The organism is Achromobacter sp. HZ34, assembly GCF_002209485.1.
GTDB lineage: Bacteria > Pseudomonadota > Gammaproteobacteria > Burkholderiales > Burkholderiaceae_B > Bordetella_C.
This window is the reverse complement of the sequence record NZ_NJIX01000003.1, coordinates 203,009-226,377: the sequence shown is the minus strand read 5'-3', so window position 1 is coordinate 226,377 and position 23,369 is coordinate 203,009. Positions and strand designations below refer to the sequence as shown.

The 23,369-nt window shown below is 62.7% G+C and carries 22 protein-coding genes; 10 read left to right on the top strand and 12 right to left on the bottom strand.

Annotated elements, in window-relative coordinates:
- Positions 1-9: 9 nt before the first annotated feature.
- On the bottom strand, positions 10-894 hold the full coding sequence (gene nadC, locus CEY05_RS13170; protein WP_088598787.1) for a carboxylating nicotinate-nucleotide diphosphorylase: 885 nt from the start codon (positions 892-894) through the stop codon (positions 10-12).
- A 463-nt stretch (positions 895-1,357) separates the two neighbouring features.
- Between nadC and CEY05_RS13165 the strand changes: the two genes are divergently transcribed.
- The gene (locus CEY05_RS13165) at positions 1,358-2,101 is read left to right on the top strand and encodes a hypothetical protein (RefSeq protein ID WP_088598786.1); all 744 of its coding nucleotides are present in this window, start codon (positions 1,358-1,360) and stop codon (positions 2,099-2,101) included.
- A 45-nt stretch (positions 2,102-2,146) separates the two neighbouring features.
- Here the strand turns inward: CEY05_RS13165 and CEY05_RS31720 are convergent, their stop codons facing one another.
- Positions 2,147-2,398: a hypothetical protein gene (locus CEY05_RS31720; RefSeq protein WP_088598785.1), complete on the bottom strand. Its 252-nt coding sequence runs from the start codon at positions 2,396-2,398 to the stop codon at positions 2,147-2,149.
- A gap of 156 nt (positions 2,399-2,554) precedes the next feature.
- Between CEY05_RS31720 and CEY05_RS13155 the strand changes: the two genes are divergently transcribed.
- On the top strand, positions 2,555-3,577 hold the full coding sequence (locus CEY05_RS13155; RefSeq protein ID WP_088598784.1) for an LLM class flavin-dependent oxidoreductase: 1,023 nt from the start codon (positions 2,555-2,557) through the stop codon (positions 3,575-3,577).
- Between the two features lie 47 nt (positions 3,578-3,624).
- On the opposite strand, the gene CEY05_RS13150 is transcribed toward CEY05_RS13155, so the two are convergent.
- Together CEY05_RS13150 and CEY05_RS13145 are read right to left on the bottom strand one after the other, a co-directional pair.
- A complete protein-coding gene (locus tag CEY05_RS13150) occupies positions 3,625-5,007 on the bottom strand; it encodes an MmgE/PrpD family protein (protein WP_088598783.1) in 1,383 nt (460 codons plus the stop codon).
- Positions 5,008-5,029: 22 nt separating this feature from the next.
- Complete coding sequence (locus CEY05_RS13145) at positions 5,030-6,049, bottom strand: tripartite tricarboxylate transporter substrate binding protein (protein ID WP_158219332.1); 1,020 nt, start codon at positions 6,047-6,049, stop codon at positions 5,030-5,032.
- Between the two features lie 253 nt (positions 6,050-6,302).
- Here CEY05_RS13145 and CEY05_RS13140 point away from each other — a divergent pair, with 253 nt between their 5' ends.
- The 4 genes from CEY05_RS13140 (at position 6,303) to CEY05_RS13125 (ending at position 8,556) form a co-directional block, all read left to right on the top strand.
- Positions 6,303-6,818, top strand: coding sequence for a nucleotidyltransferase family protein (locus tag CEY05_RS13140; protein ID WP_198952773.1), 516 nt, complete (start codon positions 6,303-6,305; stop codon positions 6,816-6,818).
- A 302-nt stretch (positions 6,819-7,120) separates the two neighbouring features.
- The gene (locus CEY05_RS13135; protein ID WP_088599202.1) at positions 7,121-7,354 is read left to right on the top strand and encodes a DNA-binding protein; all 234 of its coding nucleotides are present in this window, start codon (positions 7,121-7,123) and stop codon (positions 7,352-7,354) included.
- Complete coding sequence (locus CEY05_RS13130; RefSeq protein ID WP_088598781.1) at positions 7,341-7,760, top strand: type II toxin-antitoxin system VapC family toxin; 420 nt, start codon at positions 7,341-7,343, stop codon at positions 7,758-7,760. The genes CEY05_RS13135 and CEY05_RS13130 overlap by 14 nt, the downstream gene beginning before the upstream one ends.
- Positions 7,761-7,863: 103 nt before the next feature.
- Positions 7,864-8,556 carry a DUF1345 domain-containing protein gene (locus CEY05_RS13125; protein ID WP_088598780.1) on the top strand — a complete coding sequence of 231 codons (693 nt, stop codon included), beginning with the start codon at positions 7,864-7,866 and terminating at the stop codon, positions 8,554-8,556.
- A 23-nt stretch (positions 8,557-8,579) separates the two neighbouring features.
- On the opposite strand, the gene CEY05_RS13120 is transcribed toward CEY05_RS13125, so the two are convergent.
- Positions 8,580-9,575, bottom strand: a complete 996-nt coding sequence (locus CEY05_RS13120; protein WP_088598779.1) for a tripartite tricarboxylate transporter substrate binding protein — start codon at positions 9,573-9,575, stop codon at positions 8,580-8,582.
- Between the two features lie 133 nt (positions 9,576-9,708).
- On the opposite strand from CEY05_RS13120, the gene CEY05_RS13115 reads away from it, so the two are divergent.
- A complete protein-coding gene (locus CEY05_RS13115; RefSeq protein WP_233161507.1) occupies positions 9,709-10,521 on the top strand; it encodes a hypothetical protein in 813 nt (270 codons plus the stop codon).
- A 250-nt stretch (positions 10,522-10,771) separates the two neighbouring features.
- Complete coding sequence (locus tag CEY05_RS13110) at positions 10,772-11,530, top strand: SDR family oxidoreductase (protein ID WP_088598778.1); 759 nt, start codon at positions 10,772-10,774, stop codon at positions 11,528-11,530.
- 104 nt (positions 11,531-11,634) lie between these two features.
- Here CEY05_RS13110 and CEY05_RS13105 read toward each other — a convergent pair whose 3' ends face one another.
- From CEY05_RS13105 to CEY05_RS13090, 4 genes are all read right to left on the bottom strand, one after another.
- The gene (locus CEY05_RS13105) at positions 11,635-12,546 is read right to left on the bottom strand and encodes an amidohydrolase (protein WP_088598777.1); all 912 of its coding nucleotides are present in this window, start codon (positions 12,544-12,546) and stop codon (positions 11,635-11,637) included.
- 97 nt (positions 12,547-12,643) lie between these two features.
- Positions 12,644-13,435 (bottom strand): hydroxypyruvate isomerase family protein, encoded by a 792-nt coding sequence (locus CEY05_RS13100; protein ID WP_088598776.1) that lies wholly within the window; start codon positions 13,433-13,435, stop codon positions 12,644-12,646.
- Between the two features lie 16 nt (positions 13,436-13,451).
- Complete coding sequence (locus CEY05_RS13095; RefSeq protein WP_088598775.1) at positions 13,452-14,411, bottom strand: tripartite tricarboxylate transporter substrate binding protein; 960 nt, start codon at positions 14,409-14,411, stop codon at positions 13,452-13,454.
- A gap of 142 nt (positions 14,412-14,553) precedes the next feature.
- The gene (locus CEY05_RS13090) at positions 14,554-15,390 is read right to left on the bottom strand and encodes an alpha/beta fold hydrolase (protein ID WP_088598774.1); all 837 of its coding nucleotides are present in this window, start codon (positions 15,388-15,390) and stop codon (positions 14,554-14,556) included.
- A 113-nt stretch (positions 15,391-15,503) separates the two neighbouring features.
- Here CEY05_RS13090 and CEY05_RS13085 point away from each other — a divergent pair, with 113 nt between their 5' ends.
- Positions 15,504-16,424, top strand: coding sequence for a LysR family transcriptional regulator (locus CEY05_RS13085; protein ID WP_088598773.1), 921 nt, complete (start codon positions 15,504-15,506; stop codon positions 16,422-16,424).
- Here CEY05_RS13085 and CEY05_RS13080 read toward each other — a convergent pair.
- The 3 genes from CEY05_RS13080 to CEY05_RS13070 all read right to left on the bottom strand — a co-directional run bounded on the left by CEY05_RS13080 (position 16,408) and on the right by CEY05_RS13070 (position 20,612).
- Positions 16,408-18,831, bottom strand: a complete 2,424-nt coding sequence (locus tag CEY05_RS13080) for a TonB-dependent receptor (RefSeq protein WP_088598772.1) — start codon at positions 18,829-18,831, stop codon at positions 16,408-16,410. The genes CEY05_RS13085 and CEY05_RS13080 overlap by 17 nt on opposite strands.
- A 233-nt stretch (positions 18,832-19,064) precedes the next feature.
- Complete coding sequence (locus CEY05_RS13075) at positions 19,065-20,072, bottom strand: FecR domain-containing protein (RefSeq protein WP_088598771.1); 1,008 nt, start codon at positions 20,070-20,072, stop codon at positions 19,065-19,067.
- A gap of 6 nt (positions 20,073-20,078) precedes the next feature.
- Entirely contained in the window at positions 20,079-20,612 is a 534-nt protein-coding gene (locus tag CEY05_RS13070) for a sigma-70 family RNA polymerase sigma factor (protein ID WP_088599200.1), read from the bottom strand.
- A gap of 410 nt (positions 20,613-21,022) precedes the next feature.
- Between CEY05_RS13070 and CEY05_RS13065 the strand changes: the two genes are divergently transcribed.
- Entirely contained in the window at positions 21,023-23,254 is a 2,232-nt protein-coding gene (locus tag CEY05_RS13065; protein ID WP_088598770.1) for an NADP-dependent isocitrate dehydrogenase, read from the top strand.
- Positions 23,255-23,369 lie beyond the last annotated feature (115 nt).

Here is a 23,369-nt window from a genome sequence, read left to right as displayed (position 1 = left end):
ATGTTCCCCTCAGGCGTCCAGGCCGATATCCAGCACGCGGGCGCTGTGCGTGATCCAGCCCACGGCGATCAGGTCTACACCGGTGGCGGCGACGTCCCGCGCGGTCTCCGGCGTGATGCGGCCGGATGCCTCGGTTACCGCGCGGCCACGGCACATCTCGCTGGCCTGGCGCAATTGGTCCAGGCTCATGTTGTCCAGCAACACCACTTCCACGCCCAGCGCCAGGGCTTCTTCCAGCTGTGCCAGGGTGTCCACCTCCAGTTCGATGCGCACCATGTGGCCGACCGCGGCGCGGGCACGCTCGATGGCATTGCGGACACCACCGGCCAGGGCGACGTGGTTGTCCTTGATCAGGACGGCGTCATCCAGGCCATGGCGATGATTGCTGCCGCCGCCCACCCGCACGGCATACTTCTGCACCGCACGCAGGCCGGGCATGGTCTTGCGGGTGCAGGTCACGCGCGTGCCGTACGCACGGATGGCGTCGGCGATGCCGGCGGTCGCCGTGGCCACGCCGCTCAGGTGGCACAGGAAGTTCAAGGCGGTGCGCTCGGCGGTGAGGATGCCACGCGCGGGTCCTCGCAGCGTAGCGATATGGCTGCCGGCCCGCAGGCGCGCGCCGTCGTGCAGGACGGGTTGGAAGTCGATGCGGGCGTCGGTCAGGCGCAGGGCCAGGCGCACCAGGTCCAGCCCGGCCAGCACGCCTTCCTGGCGCGCCATCAAGCGCAGGCTGGCCTGGGCGTCGGGCGGCACGATGGCGTCGGTAGTGATGTCGCCGGCGCGACCCAGGTCTTCCAGCAAGGTGGCGCGGACCAGGGGTTCCAGCATGACGTCGGGCAAGGGCGGGACAGTGCGCGGGAAAGCAGCGGTATCCAGGACGGAGGCAGCGGTCATGATATTTATGCTCTTAATGAGTATTAATAAACCGAAAAAATCACGTGACGGTGTCTTCAACCAGGATCACGGATTTATGCTGGCTTTGAGCATAAGTCTGGCGGAATCGTTTTGTCAACGACGATCTGGGAGCCACCGCGTGAATTTCCTGTAATCGGGGCGCGCGGCGGGGAGGGTGCCGGGGGGCGCCGCCCGCCTCCTGCAAGTAGTGGCTGCCGCTGGCTCCTCGCGCCGTTTTTTCCCTTCTGGCGATGTCGAGGGTTGCGCATCGGGCAGATTTAAGCCAAAGTCCTTTGGGCGCAATAGCTGGTGAGCCTCAGGGCAGAAGCGCTGACTGCCGTGTGAGCGGTTCCGCCAAAAGCGGAGGCAACGGACTTCCAGACTACGGGGCCCCCTTCGGGGCCCTTCGCTTTGAGTCGTCATGTTCCCATCGAACCCCCCCACGCCGTGCCGACCTTGATCCATGAGCTACAAACCGAGTTTTCGTGATTGGGTATTCGCCGGGATCTCGCTGGCATTCGTCCTTATCGGACTCATCATCCTGCCCTCGAATCGCAATGTCGGGATCACCACCCTCGCGTTCTTCGGCGCTTGTGCGGTCGTTGCCGTAGCCCAGCTACGGCGCAAGCTGCGACATGGGCGCATGAATATCGTGTCGGTCGACGTCGTCGAAGGCTTTCGCCTTGAGCGATCGAAACGCAAGATCGCGGTATTGGGTGCCGGCCTTGCGGCACTTGGCGTGGTCCTGCTGGTCTTCTCGCCAGACGCCCCGCTGTACGTGGGCGTGTGCTATTGGGTGATCGCCGTTGCGGGCGCGCTGGTCCTGGCGATGCTGGTGTCGGGAAGACTCCCTGCTCAAGCCCTTGAGTTCCAGTCCGAAGGATTGATCTTCGAAAATGGGAAGTGGTCGGTTCTACTCCCCTGGAATCAGATAACGGAAGTCGCGGCAGGTGAAATGCAAAGCAACCCCGCCCTGCTGATGTCGTTCGATTTCGCGGAGGTGCCGCGCGTCTCCCCTCCGGAGATGCAGGAAAAATTCCTGAAGTACATGGCGCAATGCCAGAAATGGGCCGGTGCCGATTTCTCCATGCTTACCACCCACTACCACGTGGATCTACCCGTTCTCGTTGCCGCGATAAACCAATTCCGAATGAATCAGGGATCGCCTGGCGGGAATGATCGCGTCTCGATCGGCGCGAAGCTGTAGCGATACCAGACGTGCCCATCTTGAACGCGTTGCAGCACCCCGGCCTCATTTATTGTTGATCGAATCCTGGACGTCCCGGACGAACCAGGGAACATTCAGCTTTTCACCCTCGCCGGACTGGATGCTCAAGCCTTCACCCGAGTAACCCGGGGGGCTGGTCGCGCTTTGAGTCGCGGGAATCGGCCGGCTTCGATAATCCATTTCGGTTTGCCGGGGCGCACTGTCCGCGCAGGCGGCAATCGACGCGCAAGCAAGCGTGGCAAGGACTGGCCGGAGTACAAATCGAAGGGTCGTCATGATCTTCTGGTTCCCGCTGGTGGCAATCAGGCGGAGTGCTGAACAAGGCCTGTATTTGCTACGTTACTCGCAATCCATCGTTGCCGTCAGCGGTGTATCAGGGAAACCGCGAATCGGGCAAGATACTGTCATCTCCCCCGTGCACGCAAGATAGACATGAAAAAGATTGGTTTTCTCTCGTTTGGCCATTGGAACGCTTCGCGCGATTCGCAGGCGCGTTCGGCGTCCGACGTTCTGCTGCAATCCATTGAACTCGCCGTCGCGGCCGAAGAAATTGGCGCGGATGGCGCCTATTTTCGCGTGCATCATTTCGCGCGCCAGCTGGCGTCGCCGTTTCCTCTGCTGGCCGCTGTCGGCGCCAAAACCAGCCGCATTGAAATCGGCACCGCTGTTATCGACATGCGTTATGAAAACCCGCTCTACATGGCGGAGGACGCCGGTGCGGCCGACCTCATCGCGGGTGGACGCCTGCAACTGGGCATCAGCCGGGGTTCAGGCGAACAGGTGATCGATGGGTGGCGTTACTTCGGCTATGCACCTGGCGAAGGCGAGACGCATGCCGATCTGGCGCGGCACCACACCGAGGTTTTCTACGAGGTGCTGCGTGGCGAAGGCTTCGCGCAACCCAATCCGCGGCCGATGTTCAGCAACCCGCCCGGACTGCTGCGAGTCGAGCCGCATTCCGCGGGGCTGCGTGACCGGATCTGGTGGGGGTCGGGCTCGGATGCGACGGCGGTATGGGCGGCTCAAATGGGCATGAACCTGCAGTGTTCGACGCTGAAGAACGACGAATCCGGCCGCCCGCTGCACATCCAGCAGGCCGAACAGATTCGAGCCTACCGCCAGGCGTGGAAGGAAGCCGGGCATGCCCGCGAACCGCGTGTATCGGTCAGCCGCAGTATTTTCGCGCTGATGAACGAGAGGGACCGGATGTATTTCGGCGGCAATGCCGGCAGCGACGATACTATCGGCATGCTCGACGAGAATATCCGGGCAATCTTTGGGCGCAGTTACGCGGCCGATCCTGAGACGCTCGTAAATGAATTGGCCAAGGACGAAGCGATCGCTGAAGCCGACACGCTACTGCTGACCGTCCCGAATCAATTGGGCGTGGACTACTGCGCGCACGTTATCGAATCGATACTCAAGCACGTCGCTCCCGCGCTGGGCTGGCGTTAACGACGGCCGGCGCGGAGCGTGCGCGCTCCCATAATGTAGAGACCCCGCTATCCTTCCTTCACGGTCAGCTTGAGCAAGCCACTCAAATCCGTCTCCGACTCAAGCTTGCGCAGGCGATCGAGAAGCTGGGTGACCTGCGTCTGCGGCAGCGCCGCGCCTTCTTGGGCAAGGTCCCTGAACTTGGCCTCCTGCTGCGCGTCCGTCATCAGGCGGGTGTAGTGCCCCAGATGATGCGACACGCGCGTGACCAGATCGCGGCCGTTATCCAGCTCGATGCGCAGTACGTTCAGCGGAACGGCCGGCCATGCTTTCACTGACTCTTCGCCGACCGAGACGGCGATCTTCGCCATGACAGCGCGCACGTCCTCGTCCTTGAAACGCCCCTCATCGTAGTGACGCTCCTTGAGGCATCCGTCGATCAGGGCCATGGCCATGACAAAGGGCAGGGAGTGATCGGCGCTTTCCCGGGTTTCCGGACGCCAGCGCGACTCGTCAGAACCCATGATGCGATGACCTGATGGGAAAGTCTCCAGGTGAATCTTCCGGACATGGGCGACATCCGGTATCTGCGGACGCAATTCCAGCACTGCCTCGATCGCGCTCTGTGAAAAATAGCCGGCCGGGAAAGGTTTGACACGGGCAGACATGATGCGAAATTCGTTGCCGGCGCCGCCAAACGGCAGCATTTCGAAATTGATTCCCGTTGCCTGGAAAAAACCATGTTTGCCATCGAAGATGTGGCCCGGCCCCGTCATGCCCTGGGCAGCCAACTGCGCGCAGAAAATTCCGTTGCGAGCAGCATTCGCTAATGCGCAACCTTTCCAATGCGAAATCTGGCCATGGCGGATCTGGATCAAGGACATGTGCGAAGAAATCGCCAAGCTGACAGCATGCGCCGTCTGGTCCTGCGCCAGCCCCATGAGCCGGGCCGCTACTGCCGCGGCGGCGATCACGCCATAGGTGGCCTGGTCCCACTCTGACGCTTCGCCATTACGCTGCATCGCACCGTTATCTGCCAGGTTGCAAAGCACTTCATACCCGAGCACGGTGCCTAGTATGAGCGCGCGGCCGTCGCCTCCCGCACATTCAGCCGCGGCAAGCGCCGCCGCGAACATATCGCTGGGATGAACCGTTCCGCGGCCGGTATAGGTGTCGTTGTAATCGAGGTACCGGACCAGTGTGCCATTGGCAAAGGCTGCCAGGTCGGGTGTGGTGCGCATGCCGGTGATCATTACGGTGGCAGGCGTCTTCGCCTGCACGGCGCCGGCCATCGCCGTAGCGATACGGGCCGGCAGGCTGCCTGCCGCGCCCAGTGCGCAGCCGACAGTGTCTAAGATCAGGTGCTTGGTGCGCTCGACGACGGCGTCGGGCAAAGCGTCATAAGTCAGGTGTGCCGCATAGCCAGCGATGGCGTCTACAACGATATCCATGATGCTCCTCGGGCTTGTCTGTTCAGTTCAATTTGATCTGCGCGGCCTTGACCACTTCCCGCCACTGGTGGATCTCCTTGTCCAGCCGCTGCCTGGCCTGTTCCGGGGTATCTCCCAGGGTCTCCATGCCCTGCTCGCGCAGGAATCGCTTCATGGACGGGTCTTGCAGTGCAGCGTTGATTTCCTTGTTCAGCGTGTCGACCACCGGTTTGGGCGTCTTGCCCGGGGCATACAAGGCGTACCACAGGCTGGCATCGAAATCTGCCAGGCCCCGCACGCCGCTTTCCGCGACCGTGGGCAGTTCCGGCCAGGCTTCGCTGCGCTTGGGACTCGCCACCGCGAGGGCGCGCAATTGGCCGGATTTTCCATACTGGAGTGCCGTGGGCATAGGGTTGAACAACAGCTGGATGTCATTGGAGAGCATGCCGACGACGGTTTCGCTGGCGCCCTTGTAGGGTACATGCGTCATCTTTGTGCCAGTGTCGAGCATGAACAGCTCGGTCGACATATGCAGCGATGTACCGACTCCGCCGGATCCGTAATTCAATCTTCCCGGATGTTCTTTCGCATACGCGACCAGACCGGCAATGTCGTGCACTGGCAGCTTGGGATTGATCAACACCACCAGCGGACTGATCATCGCCGTGACAATAGGCGTCAAGTCCTTCTGCACGTCATAGGGCAGGGATGGGCGCAGAACGGGATCGATGGCGATGGTAGAGGTCGTCCACAGGATGGTACTGCCATCGGGTTCGGCGCGTGAGACGAAACTTGCGGCGATCGAGCCGCCGCCGCCTGCCTTGTTATCGACAATGACAGACCGATGCATGCGCGCCCCGAGTTGCTCTCCGAGCTTGCGCGCCATCAGGTCCGACGGGCCGCCTGGGGCGAAGGGCACGACCAAATGTAGTGGTGCGCTGGCGGAGTCTTCCGCATGCGCCTGAGGCATGAGGATCGTAAGCAGGCAAAAAATGGACGCCAGAAGCTGGCAACGTATAGCCGTCATGGTGGTTTGTCTCCTGTTATAGGTATTTCGCGTCAAGAAGCTAGCCCTGCGCGGCATTTTTGGGCAATGTACCGGGTGGCAACTTGGCTACCATTGCCATTTTGGAAAGGCTGCGTTCTCTTTTCCGATTACTCGTCGCGACTCGTTCAGTGTGGATTCAGCTATCAGCGCTGTGACGATCTTGGACGCGTGTCAGACCCAAGAACAATTTTGAGTTTCGGCCTTGGTAAACACTCAAGTCGCGTATATCAATCGACTATGCGAGCTGGTTGGATCCTCCGACCAGCTGATGGCCGCGTTGCGTGCCGTTCGCTCGCTTGGGTTGTCGTCGTGGTGCATCGGGGCGGGCGTCATCCGGTCTTTGGTATGGGATAGTCTGCATGGCTTTCAGGAACCGTCGCCTGTTGCTGACATCGATGTCGCGTATTTCGATGCCGGCGCGTCCCTGGAACTGGATGCTCGGCTTGGGAACCAACTGTCTTCTCTGCTTGGCGGGCTCGATTGGGAAGTGACGAATCAAGCGAGAGTCCACGAGTGGTTGGTCAACGCATCAGGGCAAGCTTTTCCGCCTTTGATTTCGTTGGAAGATGGGCTGGCCACGTGGCCGGAGTTCGCCACTTGCGTGGGCGTCTATCTGGACGCTTACGATTCGCTCAAGGTGATTGCGCCGTATGGTCTGGATGACTTGTTCGAATTGCGCATTCGTCACAATCCGCGCCGCGTCAGTGTCGCCACGTTCATGGATCGGGTTCGATCCAAACGCTTCGACAAGCGTTGGCCCGGCGTGACCATCTGCTCACCATGATTCAATCGACGCCTGGAGGACGTATGGTCGCGAGCGCCCTGATAGTGAGAGTGCCGGAAGCAGAGCCCGTGGTGTCTGAACTTCGCACTCGCTTTGATCTGCCGCAAATCAAGCCGCGATCTCTGATTTGACGCCTCACCGTCCGACCCTGATTTCTCCGCTCTGCGGTCGAAAGGGCAACATCAGGGCGCCACGTCCAGGTGGAGATGTGGGTGAGCCGTGGGCGCGTCTTGGTGATAGCAATGCTTGCAATTTTTGACTTTGGCGCTATCATTGATAGCATTCACGGCGTGGAGACTATCATGGCAAATCTTCTGGTTCGAAATGTGGACGATGCAATTGTCCAAAGCCTGCGGGAGCAGGCCGCTTCGCATGGCCGGAGTGCCGAGGCGGAGCACCGCGAAATTTTGGCGAAGGCGCTTAGACGGCCTCAACGAAAGACCTTCGCAGAGGTCCTCATGAGCATCCCTAACGTCGGGGAGGATGCCGATTTCGCGCGAGTGGATGACGGTGAGGCTGTGAATGTATTTAGTTGACACCAACGTTATCAGTGAGGCTCGGAAGCGAGATCGAGCGGATAGAGGCGTCTTGGCCTTTTTCCGCAAAGCGGCGAGCGAAGACGCCGACATATACCTTTCGGTTGTCACAATCGGCGAATTGCGGCGGGGGGTAGAGATTATTCGCCACAGGGGCGACCGGTCGCAGGCAACGCGTCTTGAAAACTGGCTCAGTGGCGTCCTCAGCGAACATGGCCGGAACATCCTGCCGGTGGACGACGGAATCGGCCAACTGTGGGGGCGTCTCCGCGTCCCTCACCACGAACATGCATTGGACAAGTTAATTGCCGCAACAGCGCTGATTCACGGATTGACCGTCGTGACGCGAAACACCGCCGATTTTGCCGGCACGGGCGTTCAGCTTTTGAACCCGTTCAAGGATTAGCGGACCGATCTGGCGCGGTTGCAGTTTCCTGTGTGCACAGTGCCGTCAAATTGACAAATCCGCGATAGCCTGGCGCTACGCTATTCAATTCACGCTCCCCGCCATGACGAAATCCATTCCTGACAAACAGCACAACGAAGGTCCTGCAGCGTCCGTCGATAGCCTGCCTTTTTTCCACGCGCACAGGCGGTTGATGCTTTGTGGAGTATTGGCGCTGGTGGCGGGAGGGGGCGCTTACGTCCTCAAGGCCCCGCTCAGTCTTGCGTTGCTGTCCGGCTTCGATGTCGGGGCGCTGGTTTTCCTGCTGGTGACCGCTCGTGCATTCGCGAAGAGCGATCCGGCTTCCATGCGGGTGCGAGCAAAGCAGCAGGATGTAGGACGCTTTGGCGTGCTGTGGAGCAGTGTGGCGCTGTCCTGTGTGGTGATGGTCGCGCTGTGGCTGGAGTTGCGTGGCCAGAAGGGGGTAGGCGGGGTGCTGGACATGCTGGCCGCCGCCGTTACCATCGTCATGTCCTGGCTTTACATGAACATGATCTTCGCGCTGCATTACGCCCATACCTATTACGGTCATCGCTCCAGCACGCAAAAGGGCCTGGACTTTCCGGGTGACGAAGATCCCGACTACTGGGACTTCGCGTATTTCGCCTTGGTCCTGGGCATGACTTTCCAAGTCTCGGACGTGGAAATAACCAACCGCCGCGTCCGCCGCCTTGCCTTGATGCATAGCGTCATCGCCTTCTTCTTCAACGTCTTCATCATCGCCATCAGCGTCAACGTGGCGGCAGGCAAGGCGTGAATGCGGATGCCTGCGGCAAGAGCCTACTGGAGCCCGGGGATTTGCTGCGCTTCCAGGAGCGACGTCCACTTTTCAGTTTCATCGTCCAGGAAGGTTTCAAGCACGTCCGGTGTGTTGATCGACGGCGGCATTACATAGCCAAGACCGACCAGTTGCGTCCGTATTTTCTTGCTTGAAAGCGCCTTGTTGATGGATCGATTCAAGCGCTCGATCGCGTACGACGGAGTTCCCCTGGGCGCCATGACGGCAAACCATCCCTGCGCATCGGCGCCGCGAAATCCATATTCGGCGATCGTGGGTACCCCGGGAATCAATGCAACCCGGTCAGGCGCAAACACAGCCATGGCACGCACGGTGCCTGCCGCAATGAAAGGCAATACGGATGGAGCCGTAACAATGCAAAAGTCGGAGCGGCCGCCGATCACATCCATCAGGGCGGGTGAGTCTCCGGTATAAGGAACATGCATCCAGGGTAAGCCTGCACTTTCGCGCACCATCTCACAGAGGAGATGCGTCGTTGAACCTATGCCCCCCGAACCGCAAGTCAGCTTCTCGGGGTTCGACTTGCCGTACGCGATTGCATCCAGCAACGACGTTGCGGCAACGTGATTTCCCATCACCAGGACATAGGGAAAGCGCGCAGCCATGCCAACGGGAACGAAGTCCCTGGAGAAATCGTACTTGATGTCCCTGTACATCTTCTTGTGAAGAATCACGGGTCTGGCGGCCAGAAAGAATAGGTAGCCGTCCGCATTGTCCTGGGACACGGCCGCGGCGGCGATGTTGCCGGCGGCACCAGGCCGATTCTCGATGACTATCTTCTGTCCAAGATCTTCTGACATCGCTGCCGCCAGGTGACGCGCGATGATGTCCGCGCCGTCTCCGGGTGGTTGGCCAACGACTAGCCTTACAGGACGAATTGGATACACTTCAACCACCTTGTCTGTAGCAACTGAAATCAGCGGGATGGCAGTTCCCGCAACGATCAATAAACCGGCTTGTACTTTGCTCAGGCGCATCTCCACTCTCCTGCGTGTTGGAAGCAGCAACGAACATCGCCTACGGCACGCGACGGCTATCGTCTGAGTGCTGGACAGGGCGGATCGGTTCCGAGGTGGTCGGGCAGGGTGAGCAAAAAATAGACGTTCGACAATGGCGTCGATTTCGTCGAAGATTGCGCACCCCGAGCATGCGACGGTCCGTGAACATGGACCGGGACCGTCGATAAAGCCCTCAGAAAAAATGGCGACCGTATCTCATCCTTTCATTCCAGCGCATCCCGCACACAGCTTGGTCATCGTCGAGGGCATCATGGGTTCGGGGAAATCCACGACGATGCGCTTCGTTGCCAAGCGCCTGGAAGCTTGCGGGTTCGTGGCGTTGCCTATACACGAAAGGACCGACCCTCATCCCGTACGCGCGACCGACGAGCTTGAGAACTGGTTCGAGCCTTGGAAAGACGCCACGCCGCAGCACCTTGCCACCCGCGCACTGGCCCGATGGGCCGCCTTTGTCGAGGCGACCAGGAACGGTTCCGCCATTCCGATCCTGGACGGGCAGCTGTTCCATGGTGACCTGACCCACCTGCTTCTGATGGAAGCAGGCTCCGCGCTGCTTTCCGATTATGTGAAAGCGTTGGCCGCGATCATGGCACCGCTGGATCCGCTCGTGATTTACCTTTGGCAGGAAGATATCGAAAAAGCGGTTCGAACAGTCTGTACGGAACGCGGCGCCGAGTGGATCGAATATCAAGTGAACTGGAAGCTCAAAGGACCGTATTGCATCCGAAGAGGGTACCAAGGCCTGCATGGACTAATCGCGTTGTACCGCGATTACCGGGGCGCAACCGACGATCTTTTTGACCAGTTGCCGCTGGCCAAGCTCGCCATCGAGAATTCCGCTGGAGATTGGCCAGCTTACGAAAGCCGTATCCTGGCCGCCTTGAGCTTGCCGGCTGGACCTTGATCGTTCTCAAAAAATCCCCCATTGACCACATTCCAGCTTCGCGGCTAGACTTTCACCCGCGGCTTATCTACAAGCTGCCGTAGGCGTTACCGTCATCCAACGCGTCCAATTCGGGAGGAACCCAGCAGGGTAGTTCCCGATGTTTCACGACGCCGTTCGATGACCGCATATTCTCCCGTGCCGGGCTCATGCCTGCCTGGAACATGCGCATATCGGTTTCGTGGCCATTCAAGCCAACCGAGCCAACCCTATGAAACTCACCGGAAACACCATACTCATCACCGGCGGCACCAGCGGTATCGGCCGCGCGCTGGCCGAAGCCTTTCACGATCGCGGTAATCGCGTCATCGTGACCGGACGCCGCCAGGCCTTGCTCGATCAGATCAGCGCCGCCCGGCCTGGCCTGACCGCACTGCGGTTCGACCTGGACGATGCCTCCGCCACGCCGCACTTCGCCACCCAACTGCGCGAAGACTTCCCCGAACTCAATGTGCTCATTGCCAATGCCGGCATCTCGCGCACGGAAGACATGCGCGCCGATAGTTGGAACACGGAGGCTGCCGAAGCCATCGTGCAGACCAATATCCTCGGTGTGCTGCGCACGGCAGCGGCGCTACTGCCGTTGATCAAGGGCAAGACCGACGCCGCTTTCCTGGCGACAAGCTCGGCCCTGGCGTTCGTGCCGCGCGCGGACTTCCCCACCTACTGCGCCAGCAAGGCCTTCCTGCACTCGTGGCTGCAGTCGCTGCGCCATCAACTGCGGCACGTCCCGGTGGAGGTGCTGGAACTCTCTCCGCCCTACGTCCGGACCGGGCTCACTGGCGCCGACCAGCTCGACGACCCCCGCGCGATGCCGCTGGACGATTACGTCGCGGAAGTGTTTCGCCTGCTCAAGGCAGGCGACACCCCGCGCGGTGAAATCCTGCTGCACCGGGACCTGGCACGCCGCTGGGCCGAACGCGATGGCAACTACGACAACCTCTTCGACGCCATGAACCCAGCCGGATAATGCCCCGGCTCCTGACGCGCACGGCCTTACCCTCCTGGCCGTTGCGGCAGCCAGGAGCACCGGCCGCGTGCCACAGGCGGGGGACAGGGTAAGACGTGCTGCCGCTAGAAGCCGTAGAGCCGCGCCGGATTGTCCACCAGCACCTTGTGCCGCGCGCCCTCGTCGGGGATCCACGTAGCCAGCAGGTTGCGCAGGACCCCCGCATCCGGCATGGGCCTGGTCGCCACGTGCGGCCAGTCGCTGCCGTACACGAGGCGGTCGGGCGCGGCGTCGACCAGCGCCTGGGCCCATTCGGTGACCCTGGCGCCATGGACGCCGTGATCCTCTTTGCCCTGGCCGTGCGCGTCATGGCTGCTCACCCGATAAGCCCCCGACAGCTTGGCCCACCAGCCGTGGTTCACCATCAGGTGCTTCATCGCCTTGAAAGCAGCGTGCTCCGTGCCCAATTCCACGGGCATATGACCCATATGGTCCACCACCACCGGCAGCGTCAACTTCGTCAAGCGCGGCATCAGGTCCACGAACTGCCTGGCGTCGACCAGAAGCTGCAGATGCCAACCCATCTGCTCGATCTTCGCCGCCAGCGTCTCCATGGCGTCGAAGCCGACACCGCCGCCGAATAATACGTTCAGACGCAAGCCCCGCACGCCGGCATCGTGCAATGCCGTGAGTTCTTGCTCGGAGACGTCGGGCGCCACCACGGCGACGCCACGCAGCCGCGCGGGATGGCGGCGCAATACTTCGACCATGTAGCGGTTGTCGGTCCCGTAGACGCTGATCTGGACCAGCACGCCCCGCGCCATGCCCGTGGCATCGAGCATCGCCAGATAATCGCTCTCCGGCGTGGGCACCGGCGTATAGCTGCGATTCGCCACCACTGGATAAGCCTGCGAGTCGGCCGATACAACATGCGCGTGCGCATCGCAAGCCAGCGCCGGCACGCGAAACGAAGCACGCGTGAAGCTGTCGCCCGGTACCAGGCACAAGGGCGCCGCTTCAGTGGCAATGTAGGTCATCTTCGCACTCCTGGCAGCGGAACAAGCCGAATCAACGGGCCAGAATCAACGGGCCAAATCAACAGGTCAATCAACAGACTGGGGACCACAAGACGCATCACCGTTGCGGCAACAGGCCCCACTCACGCGCCCACCGCAACCCGTCCAGCGTGTCGCCCTGGGGCACATATTCACAGCCCACCCAGCCCTGGAAACCGCGCCGCGCCAGCAGATCCAGCAGATAGGCGTAGTTGATCTCGCCTACGGTGGGCTCATGCCGTCCCGGCACGCCGGCGATCTGAATGTAATCGATATGCGCCGCGTAGCGCTCGATCAATGCCGCCAGGTTCCCTTGTTCCATCTGCGTGTGATACAGGTCCAGTTGCAGGCGCAGGGACGGCGACCCGATGTCCTCGATCAAGGCGATGGCGTCTTCCACGCGGGGCAGGGAATAGCGCGGCAGCATCTGCAGGCTCAGGGGTTCGAGCAGCACGATGATGCCATGTGGCTCGAAGAACCTGACGGCCCGTTCGATGTTGCGTACGAGCAAGCCGCGCACGTCCTGCAAGGTCATCGAATCGGGCAGGTTGCCGGTAAGCAGGTGCACCCGCTCGCACCCCAATCCCTGGGCGTATTCCAGCCCCAGTTCCAGGGACGCCTCGAAATCCCGTTCCCGCCCCGGCAGCGCGGCCAGGCCTTTCTCAGCCGCCGTGGCATTGCCCGGCGGCAGGTTGATCACCGACTGCGTCAGGCCATGGGCGCGCAATTCACGCGCCATGTCCTCGACGCGCTGGTCATAGGGATACATGGCTTCGACGGCCGCGAAGCCCGCGCGGGCCGCGGCTTCGTATCGTGCGAGGAACGGCAGTTCGCCAAAGAGCAGCGAGATATTGGCGGATAACTTCAGCACCGGCTCGTTCCGTATCCTAGTTGCTCAGCTTGACGTGGGCGGAGTCCGCAATGCCTTTCCACTTGCGCAGTTCGCTGGCCGTGAAGGCTTGCGATTGCGCCAGGGACATATTGTCGATGTCCGCGCCGATCTGCTTGATCTTCTCCTGCGTATCCTGCTTGGACAAGCCCTTGCTGACGGCATCGTGCAGCTTTTGCAGCGTCTCGGCAGGCGTACCCGCCGGCGCGATCAGCGCCCACCACGAGGTGGTGGAGAAGCTGGGATAGCCCTGTTCGGCCATGGTGGGCACGTCGGGCATCTGCGGCCAGCGCTTTTCGGAGGTGACGGCCAGCACCTTGAGCTGCTTGCTCTGGATGAAGGACATCGAGGACAGCGGCTGGTCGACCATGAAGTCGACCCGGCCGGAGATCAGGTCGGGATAGACCGCCGCGCTGCCCTTGTAGTTCACGCCGGCCATCTTGGTGCCGGACAGGGCCTCCAGCCACTTGGAGTTGAGCAGGTGCATCGTGGCGCCGGTGCCATAGAACACGCCCTCGGGCTTGGCACGGGCCGCGTCGATCAGATCCTTGATGGAGTTGTACTTGGAATTGGCCGGTGCCAGGAACACATTGGGCGAAGACGCCATGACGCTGACCGTCGCGAAGTCCTTGCCCGAGTCATAGGGCGTCTTTTCGAAGATGGCCTGGTTGATGGCATAGACGCTGGTGGTCACCAGCATCACCGTATTGCCGTCGGGCTTGGCCACCTTCAACTGGCGGGCCGCGATGAAGCCTTCCGCGCCGGGCTTGTTCTCGACCACCACGGAGGTGTCCAGTGCCTCGCCCATATCCTTGGCGATCACGCGCGCCAGGATGTCGGTGGAGCCGCCGGCCGAGAATGGCACGTACATGGTGATGGGGGTGTTCGCCGCCAGTGCCGGCGTGGCGCAGGCGAGCGCCAGTGCCGTCGCGCCGACGGCCAGTTTGAAGGTACGCATTGTTGTGTCTCCCGCGGGTATTGAATGTTTTTGTAGATGTCATTCGGATGGGTGCCGAATCGCACCCATCCGGTCAAGGATGCCGCCCGTGCACGTAAGGCCGGGCTGAGGATCGTGCTGCGGATCGTGCGGCGGATCGTACTCAGGCCTGCGCCGGGCTGTGCCGCTCGATATGCGCCAGCACCAGGGCCACGCATTCCTCCGGCACGATGTGCTGGATCATGTGGAAGGTGGTACCGACCTGGCGCAGGTCCAGGTCGCGCACCAGGGTCTTCAAGGCATTCTGCTGTTCGTCGTTGGCGATGGCGCCTTTCTGCGGATACAGGCACAGCACGGGTGCGGTGATCTTGGGCAGGTAGGGGCGCGCGTCCGCATCCAGGGCGAATTGCGCCAGGCAGGCCAGTACCTCGGTGCCGGACTTTTCGCACGTGTCGGTGTACCAGCCGAGGAAACCGGGCGAGAAATCGGGCGGGAAGCGGGTGCTGGCGTTGGTGCGGTCCAGCCAGGTGCGCGGTCCCAGCACGCGGATGGCTTCGGCCCACGACGCTTCGCCCAGGGCGTAACCCTTGCGGGCGCCTTCGGAGATGAAGACCGGGCCGGAAACGTTGATCAGGGTGCGCACGCGGTCGGGATAGCGCCCGGCCACGGCCAGGCCCGTCAGGCCGCCGATGGATTCCCCGCAGTAGTGGAACGTGTCGGCACCCAGGTCATCGGCGATGGCGATCACGTCGTCGCTGAGCGTTTCCAGCGTGTAGCCCGTCTTCAGGTCGAAGTCCGGCGACGACTGTCCCATGCCGCGCATGTCAGGGCAGACGATCTTGAAATGGCGGCTCAGCAGCGGCACCCACTGGTACCAGAATTGCCCACGGCGGCCGTAGCCATGCTGCAGGAACAGGTACGGGGCATCGGTCCAGGGATCGGTGAAATCGGTGACCGTGTAGTGCAGGCTGGGTCCGTTGTCACGCTTCAGGATGGGCATGGCGAGGCGTCTCGTGTAGTCGTTATTCGTATGGGTCTGATTCAGGCGAGATCGTAGGTGGGCGGGTAGAATCTGTCCAATATATGGAAAAAACCCTGTAAGACGTTTTCGATATGGAACTGCGTCACCTCAAATATTTCGTCGCCGTGGCGACTGAACTGCATTTCACGCGGGCGGCGGAGCGGCTGGGCATAGGGCAGCCGCCGCTGAGCCAGCAGATTCGGCAACTGGAGCGGGAGATCGGTGCGCAACTGTTTGTGCGCGACCGCCGTGGCGTGGCCTTAACCGAGGCCGGGCAGGCCTTCCTGGTCGAAGCCAGGCTGGTCCTGGAAGGGGCGGAGCGCGCCCGGGAATCCGCGCGGCGTATCGCCAGTGGCGAGCTGGGCGCCTTGTCCATCGGGTTCACGGTGTCAGCCAGTATCCATCCCTTCGTGCCCCGCTTGATCCGCACCTTTCGGGCCCGTTATCCGGGCGTGGATGTCTCCCTGGTGGAGAACTCGACGCTGGAGCTCATGCAGCGCGTACACAAGGGGTCGGTCGATCTTGCCTTCGTGCGCGGACCCACCGCGGAACCGCCCGGCGTGCGGGTGGAAACCTTGCTGTCCGAGCCCATGCTGGCGGTGGTGCCCGCCACGCACGAGCTGGCGCGCCGCAAGGCGATCGACCTGCGCGAGCTGGCCGACGAGATGTTCATCTTTTATCCCCGCAAAGTGGGCATCGGCCTGTACAACGCCGTCGTGCAGGCTTGCGAGGCGGCCGGGTTCACGCCGGCCGAAGGCATAGAAGTGCCTCAGATGACGTCCGTCGTGACCTTCGTGGCGGCAGGCATGGGGGTGTCCGTCATCCCGGCCACCATGAGCCAGCTGCAAGCAGAAGGCGTCCGCTATCTGCCGCTCAAGGGCCAGCCGCCCGTCGCCAACCTGGCTATCGCCTATCGTCCCAAGGCGCCGTCCAGCGCCCTGGGATTTGCCATCGAACTGACGCGCGAGAGCGCGCGCGCAAGCCTGGCCGGCAGCGCTACAGATCCACGCTGACCGACAGCATGTAGGTACGCGGCCGGCCCTGCATGAGATAGCCCTGGCCGCCTATCCAATAACTTTTGTTGGCGATGTTCTCGACGTTGAAGCGAAAGGCGGTCTGGCGGCCCGCGATCACGGTCTGGTAGCGCAAGCCGGCGTCGTAGCGGATCCAGCTGGGTATGGACTGCTGGTTACCCCCGTCGACGTATTGCGGACCGGTGTAGATGCCCCTGCCGCTGACGGTCAGGCCCGGCAGGATGCCCGGATCCCATTCCGCGCCCAGGTTGACCTGTACGTCCGACGCACCACTCACCTTGTTGCCGTCATTGGCGCCGTTGGTGGTCTTGACCTGCCGCGCGTCGATCAGGGCCACGCCGCCCAGCACGCGGATGTCGCGCGTGACTTCGCCATAGAGATTCAGCTCCAGGCCCTTGGTCCTTTGCTTGCCGTCCGAGGTGTAGTCCAGGCCATTCGGCTGGGCGTTCGGCGTGCTGATCTGGTAGGCGCTCAACGTCGCCAACAGGCCACCAAAGTCGTACTTCGCGCCCACCTCGTATTGCTTCGAGACGAAGGGCCGCAATACCGCGCCGCTGTTGTTGTAGCCGGCCGGCACCGTGCCGCCCTGTTGCAGGCCTTCGATGTAGTTCGTGTACAGCGACAGGTTCCGCGTCGGCCGCACATTCAACCCCGCCGCGTAGGTGACGGCGCTCTTGTCGTAATGCGTGAGCCGATCGCCGGTGGTCTCGGAGAAGGATTTGGCGTCCACGTTCTGCTGCCGCGCACCCAGGGTCAGCTGTACCTTGTCGTCGAGGAAGGACAGCGTATCGGCCATCGCCACGCCGGACAGCGAGGTTTCCCCCGTCTTGGGCACACCGCCGGCGTCGGCCATGCCGGCAATGCTGGGCTTGGGAATGAAGGCCGGATCGTAGATATTGGAATAGGTCGTCGACAGGACGTTCTGGGCAATGCCGTTGCTGACATGCATCCCGGACGCCGCGACCGACCAATCATGCTTCACGCTGCCCGTGTGCAGGGTGCCGCGCACGCCAGCCTCGGCGGACACGCTGTCGCGGTACAGGGGCCAATACACCGTGCGCTGGGCGATATTGCCCTGGCCGTCCAGCAGGAAGGTGTTGGCGAACAGCTCTTCTTCCGTCATGCGCGAGCCGCCCACCGCGGCGTAGGCGGTAACGTCCGGCGCGATGTCGATCTCGCCGCGCGCCGTGGCGAATTTCGTCTTGGTATTGTCGTAGGACCAGTCGTTCTGCCAGTTCTCGCGCGGGTCCTTGGGCGGCGCTGGAATGTGGAAGGTGTTGGACAGCAGGTAAGTGGTACGCGCCGGTGATTGGGTGTCGTTTTCCCGATAGCCGAAGTTGGTGGACAGGCGCACGTTTTCGCCGCGCCAGTCCAGCGCCAGGGTGGCGGTGCCCACTTTCTGCGACTGATGATCGCCCGCGGTGTCGCCATCGCGATACGCGCCGGTCAGGCGTATGCCGAAATGGTCGTCCGGACCGAAGCGGCGGCTGAGGTCGATGGTGGTGCCGAACTGGCCGGTGGACACATAGCCGAATGACACCCGGTTCAGCGGCGTTTCCAGGGCCTTCTTGGGCACCTGGTTGATCATGCCGCCCACGCCGCCGATGGGCCCCAGGCCATTGAGCAAGGCGTTGGCGCCTATCAGCACATCGATGCGCTCGATCGATTCGATGCCGGGCGTGCCGATGCCATACAGGCCGTCGTAGGCGATATCCAGCTGCGAGACCTTGTTGCCGCGGATGAAGAAGTCGGTCGACCCATCGTTATCGGGATAGAAGATGCGCACCGAAGGGTTGTTCGCCAGGACGTCCGACACCGACTTGGCTTGCTGGTCGCGGATCAGGGTGGCGGTATAGGTGACGGCATTGAAGGGCGTGTCCATCACGTCCTTGATGCCGAGCATGCCCAGCCGGCCGCCGGTGGCGATCTGCCCGCCCGCATAGGCAGGCGGCAGCGCGGCATCCTGGCCGGCGCTGACGCGGACGGGGTCCAGGGTGGTCACCGCGCCTGTGCCGGCGGGCGCGGGCCGCAGTCCGTAGCTGCCATCGGCTTGGCGCCAGGCCTGCAGCCCGGTGCCCGCCAACAAGGCGGCGAAACCCGCGCTGGTGGTGTATCTGCCCTGCAATCCCGGACTGATCTTGCCTTGTGCCTGTTCGCTGGCGCCGACCAGGTAGACGCCGGCGTCCGCCGAGAACCGCAGCAATGCGTCGCGCAGGGAGCCGGCCGGGATGTCGTAGTTCCTGGCGCTATCGCCCTGGTCGCCAGGGGCAGGCAGGACGGGCGCCTGGGCGTGGACAGTGGCCGTCCAGCCGGTGCATGCCACGATGCTGGCGCATACGGCCAGTCGTGCGGTCCAGGCCCGGGCGCGGGGGGAGAAGCGGGACATAAAGCGGTTCCTTCAACGGATTGGTCAGGGGGCGGAAGGAGGCCGTCTCGTCAAACGCGCTGTCCCTGCGACCGCCGGGACGCCTGCCTGTCGAATTCCCTTCCTGATGGCTTAAACCGTCGAGGGCCCGAAACCCGGACAGGATTTTTCCGGATTTCTTCGCCGCTACGCTGCAAGGTCATGATTCTTCGAGGGATATTTTTTTGCCCGAGCCAGGGCGGGCGGCCCGCGCCTTATGAACGCGGTTCGATGCTGATCCACCAGGGCAGGGTACGGCGCACCTGGATGGGCAGTGCCGTGGCCAGCATGGCAAGCGCATGATCGGTGTCGCGCACCGGGAAGTTGCCGTACACCTTGAGACCGGCGATGCCGTCAGCCAGGCCGATGTGCCCGTTGCGGTAACGGCGCAGTTCCGCCACCACGTCACGCAGGGCCAGGTCGCGCGCCACCAGCAGTCCGCTGGTCCAGGCCTCGCGGGCGGGATCGGCCGCCGCTGTCTGCGTAATGCCATCGCGGGTGAACACGGCCTGGCGGCCGGCTTCGATGACGGCCACGGTATTGCTGGATCGGATCCGGATCTCGACGGCCCCTTCATACACGGCCATGCGGGTCTGGTCCTGGCCCTGCAGCACGTTGAAGCGGGTGCCCAGTGCGCGCAGGCGGCCTTGGTCCGTGTCCACCAGGAACGGCCGTGCCGCATCGGCGGCCGTGGCGATGAAGATCTCCCCGTCCACCAGGGTGACCAGGCGCTGGCTGGTGTCATAGGCCACGTTGATGGCGCTGGCCGTGTTCAGCCAGATGCGCGAGCCGTCCTCCAGCACGATGTCCCGTTGCGCACCCACGCCGGTGCGATAGTCGGCGGCCCAGGCCAGCACCGCGCCGGGCAGCAGCGCATTGCGCCAGGCCAGCCACCCCAGCATACCGGCGCCGGCGCTGGCCACGATGCCGGCCAGTGCGCGGCGGCGGCGGCGCAAGCGGGCGTTGGCGCGCGCCAGCGTCGCGGCCGCCATGCGTGGATCGACCGATTCGTAGAGCGAGGCAAAGCGTCCGCTGATCTCTTCCACGTATTGCCAGGCGGTGCGATGCTCGGCGGCGGCTTGCAGCCATTCATGCCAGCGTGACTTGTCGTCATCGGTGGCCTGGTGCGAGCAAAGCAGGGCGTACCAGTCGGCGGCCTGTTCCAACACCGCGTTGGAGGGCTCGGCCGCGTGGGATGGGGGCAGCAGCGTGTGGGCGACCATGCCGGCTCAGCCCCGTCCGTCCTGGCGCAGTTCAGCGACGGTCTGGCGCGCGCGCAGCTTCAGGCACGCCAGCATCGCGTGCGCGACATAGCGCCGCACGCTGCGGTCGGACACCTGCAGTTCGGCGGCGACTTCCAGGTCGGTCATCTGGCAGGCCACCGTCAGGACGAAGGCCTGGGCGGTCTTCTCCGGCAGCGCGCTGAGCATGGCGCCGATTTCATGGAGCGCCTGCAGCACGATGGCCTGGCGTTCGGCGCAAGGGTAGCTGGCTTCGGGCTGGGCCGCCAGGGTCTCCAGCCACGCGCGCTCGATTTCTTGCCGATGCCACAGGTTGACGCACAGGTTGTGGGCCGTCGTACGCAGATAGCTGCGCGCTTCGGCGGCGCTGGCGAAGCGGACGGGCGCGGATCTGGCCATCAGCCTGACGAAGGCGTCGTGCGCCAGGTCGGCGGCATCCGCCGCGCTGCCCAGGCGGCGACGCAGCCATCCCTGGAGCCAGCCGTGATGATCGAGATAGAGCGAGCGCAGATCCTTCTGCATGGAGAGTTCGGCCGGCATGGCGTGTGGTGGAACTGGCGGGCAGTTGGCGAAAAGTTTGTTAAGAATGATTTCTATTTATAGTTTATTTGCACCGCCCGGGCAATCAGGGCGATGCAGGCCGGCCTGTCGTTCAACTGAAAAGCAGGGGGCGGTTTTGCGGGCGAAAATGCCCTGCGAGGCGCGCCGGGAGTCGGTGATACACTCTTACACCGCTGTGAGAGTCCAGGTTCGACCGTAGCGAACAGACCCGCCTTGGCGGCCGCGGAAACGATTTCCCGTCTCCGTATCCCTCCGTGGCAGGCATTCGCAGGCCTGCCCCCCGCGTCCGATTTCCATCGATGCGATCCGCCGACTCTCCCGTCACGCAAGAATTCAGGCAATCCCTTAATCGAGTCAGGGCTACGAGAAAAATGTCTACTACGTCGAAGATCATTTACACCCTCACTGATGAAGCGCCCGCGCTGGCAACGTATTCGTTGTTGCCCATCGTCCAGGCCTTCACCCGTCCCTCCGGTGTCGTGCTGGAAACGCGCGACATTTCGCTGGCGGGCCGCATCATCGCCGTTTTCCCCGAATCCCTGACCGACGCGCAAAAGCAGTCGGACGCCCTGGCCGAACTGGGCCAGCTGGCTACCAAGCCGGAAGCCAACATCATCAAGCTGCCCAACATCAGCGCCTCGATCCCGCAGCTGAAGGCCGCGATCAAGGAACTGCAGGAACAGGGCTACAAGCTGCCGAACTACCCGGACGAGGTCAAGAGCGACGCCGACAAGGACGTCAAGGCCCGCTACGACAAGGTCAAGGGCAGCGCCGTCAACCCCGTGCTGCGCGAAGGCAACTCCGATCGCCGCGCGCCGCTGTCGGTGAAGAACTACGCCCGCAAGCATCCCCACAAGATGGGTGCCTGGACCGCCGATTCGAAGTCGCACGTCGCCCACATGGACGGCGGTGATTTCTTCGGCAGCGAAAAGTCGGCCCTGATCGCCGACGCCGGCAACGTCAAGATCGAACTGGTCGGCAAGGACGGCACCACCACGGTGCTGAAGGAAAAGACCGCGGTCAAGGCCGGCGAAATCATCGACGCCGCCGTGCTGAGCAAGAAGGCCCTGCGCAGCTTCCTGGAAAAGCAGGTCGACGACGCCAAGGCCAAGGGCGTGCTGTTCTCGGTGCACCTGAAGGCCACCATGATGAAGGTCTCCGACCCCATCATCTTCGGCCACGCCGTCTCCGTGTTCTACAAGGACGTGCTGACCAAGCACGCCGACGCGCTCAAGCAGGCGGGTTTCGATCCCAACAACGGCATTGGCGACCTGTACGCCAAGCTGAAGGATCTGCCGGCCGCCAAGCAGGCTGAAATCGAAGCCGACATGAAGACGCTGTACGCCAATCATCCGCAGTTGGCCATGGTCAACTCGGACAAGGGCATCACCAGCCTGCACGTGCCCAGCGACGTGATCGTCGACGCGTCCATGCCTGCCATGATCCGTGATTCCGGCCGCATGTGGGGCCCGGACGGCCAACTGCACGACACCAAGGCCGTGATTCCGGACCGCAGCTATGCCGGCATCTACCAGGCCGTCATCGAGGATTGCAAGAAGAACGGTCCCTTCGACCCGGTCACCATGGGCAGCGTGCCCAACGTCGGCCTGATGGCGCAAGCCGCCGAAGAATACGGTTCGCACGACAAGACCTTCCAGATCGCCGCTGACGGCGTGGTGCGCGTCACCGACGGCGCCGGCAAGGTGCTGGTGGAACAGCCGGTGGAAACGGGCGACATCTTCCGCATGTGCCAGACCAAGGACGCGCCGGTGCAGGACTGGGTCAAGCTGGCCGTTTCGCGTGCCCGCGCCACTGGCGCGCCGGCCGTGTTCTGGCTGGACAAGCAACGTGCCCACGATGCCCAGATCATCGCCAAGGTCGAGCGTTACCTGAAGGACCACGACACCAATGGCCTGGACCTGCGCATTCTGTCGCCGGTCGAAGCCACCAAGTTCTCGGTGGAACGCATCCGCGCCGGCAAGGACACGATCTCGGTGACCGGCAACGTGCTGCGTGACTACCTGACCGACCTGTTCCCCATCATGGAACTGGGCACCAGCGCCAAGATGCTGTCCATCGTTCCGCTGATGGCGGGCGGCGGCCTGTTCGAGACCGGTGCCGGCGGTTCGGCACCGAAGCACGTGCAGCAGTTCGTCGAGGAAGGTTTCCTGCGTTGGGATTCGCTGGGCGAGTTCATGGCCCTGGCCGCTTCGCTGGAGCACCTGGGCAACGCCTACAAGAACGCCAAGGCCTCCGTGCTGGCCAAGACCCTGGACGCCGCTACCGGCAAGTTCCTGGACACCGACAAGTCGCCCGCCCGCAAGGTCGGCGGCCTGGACAACCGCGGCAGCCACTTCTACCTGGCACTGTACTGGGCCCAGGCCCTGGCCGAGCAGACCGAGGACAAGGACCTGCAGGCCAAGTTCGCCCCGGTGGCCAAGACCTTGACCGAGAACGAAGCCAAGATCGTCCAGGAACTGGGCGCGACGCAGGGCAAGCCGGTTGACATCGGCGGTTACTACCGTCCGAACGCCGACAAGACCAGCAAAGCCATGCGTCCCAGCGCCACGCTGAACGCTGCGCTGGATTCCATCGGCGCGTAAGGGATCGCGGTCGCAGGCATCGCAATCCTGGTGCCTCGATTGCCTGATCGGGCCAACGGGCCGGAGAGAAATCTCCGGCCCGTTTCGTTTTGGGTGCTGCTGGATCGCGTCCGCT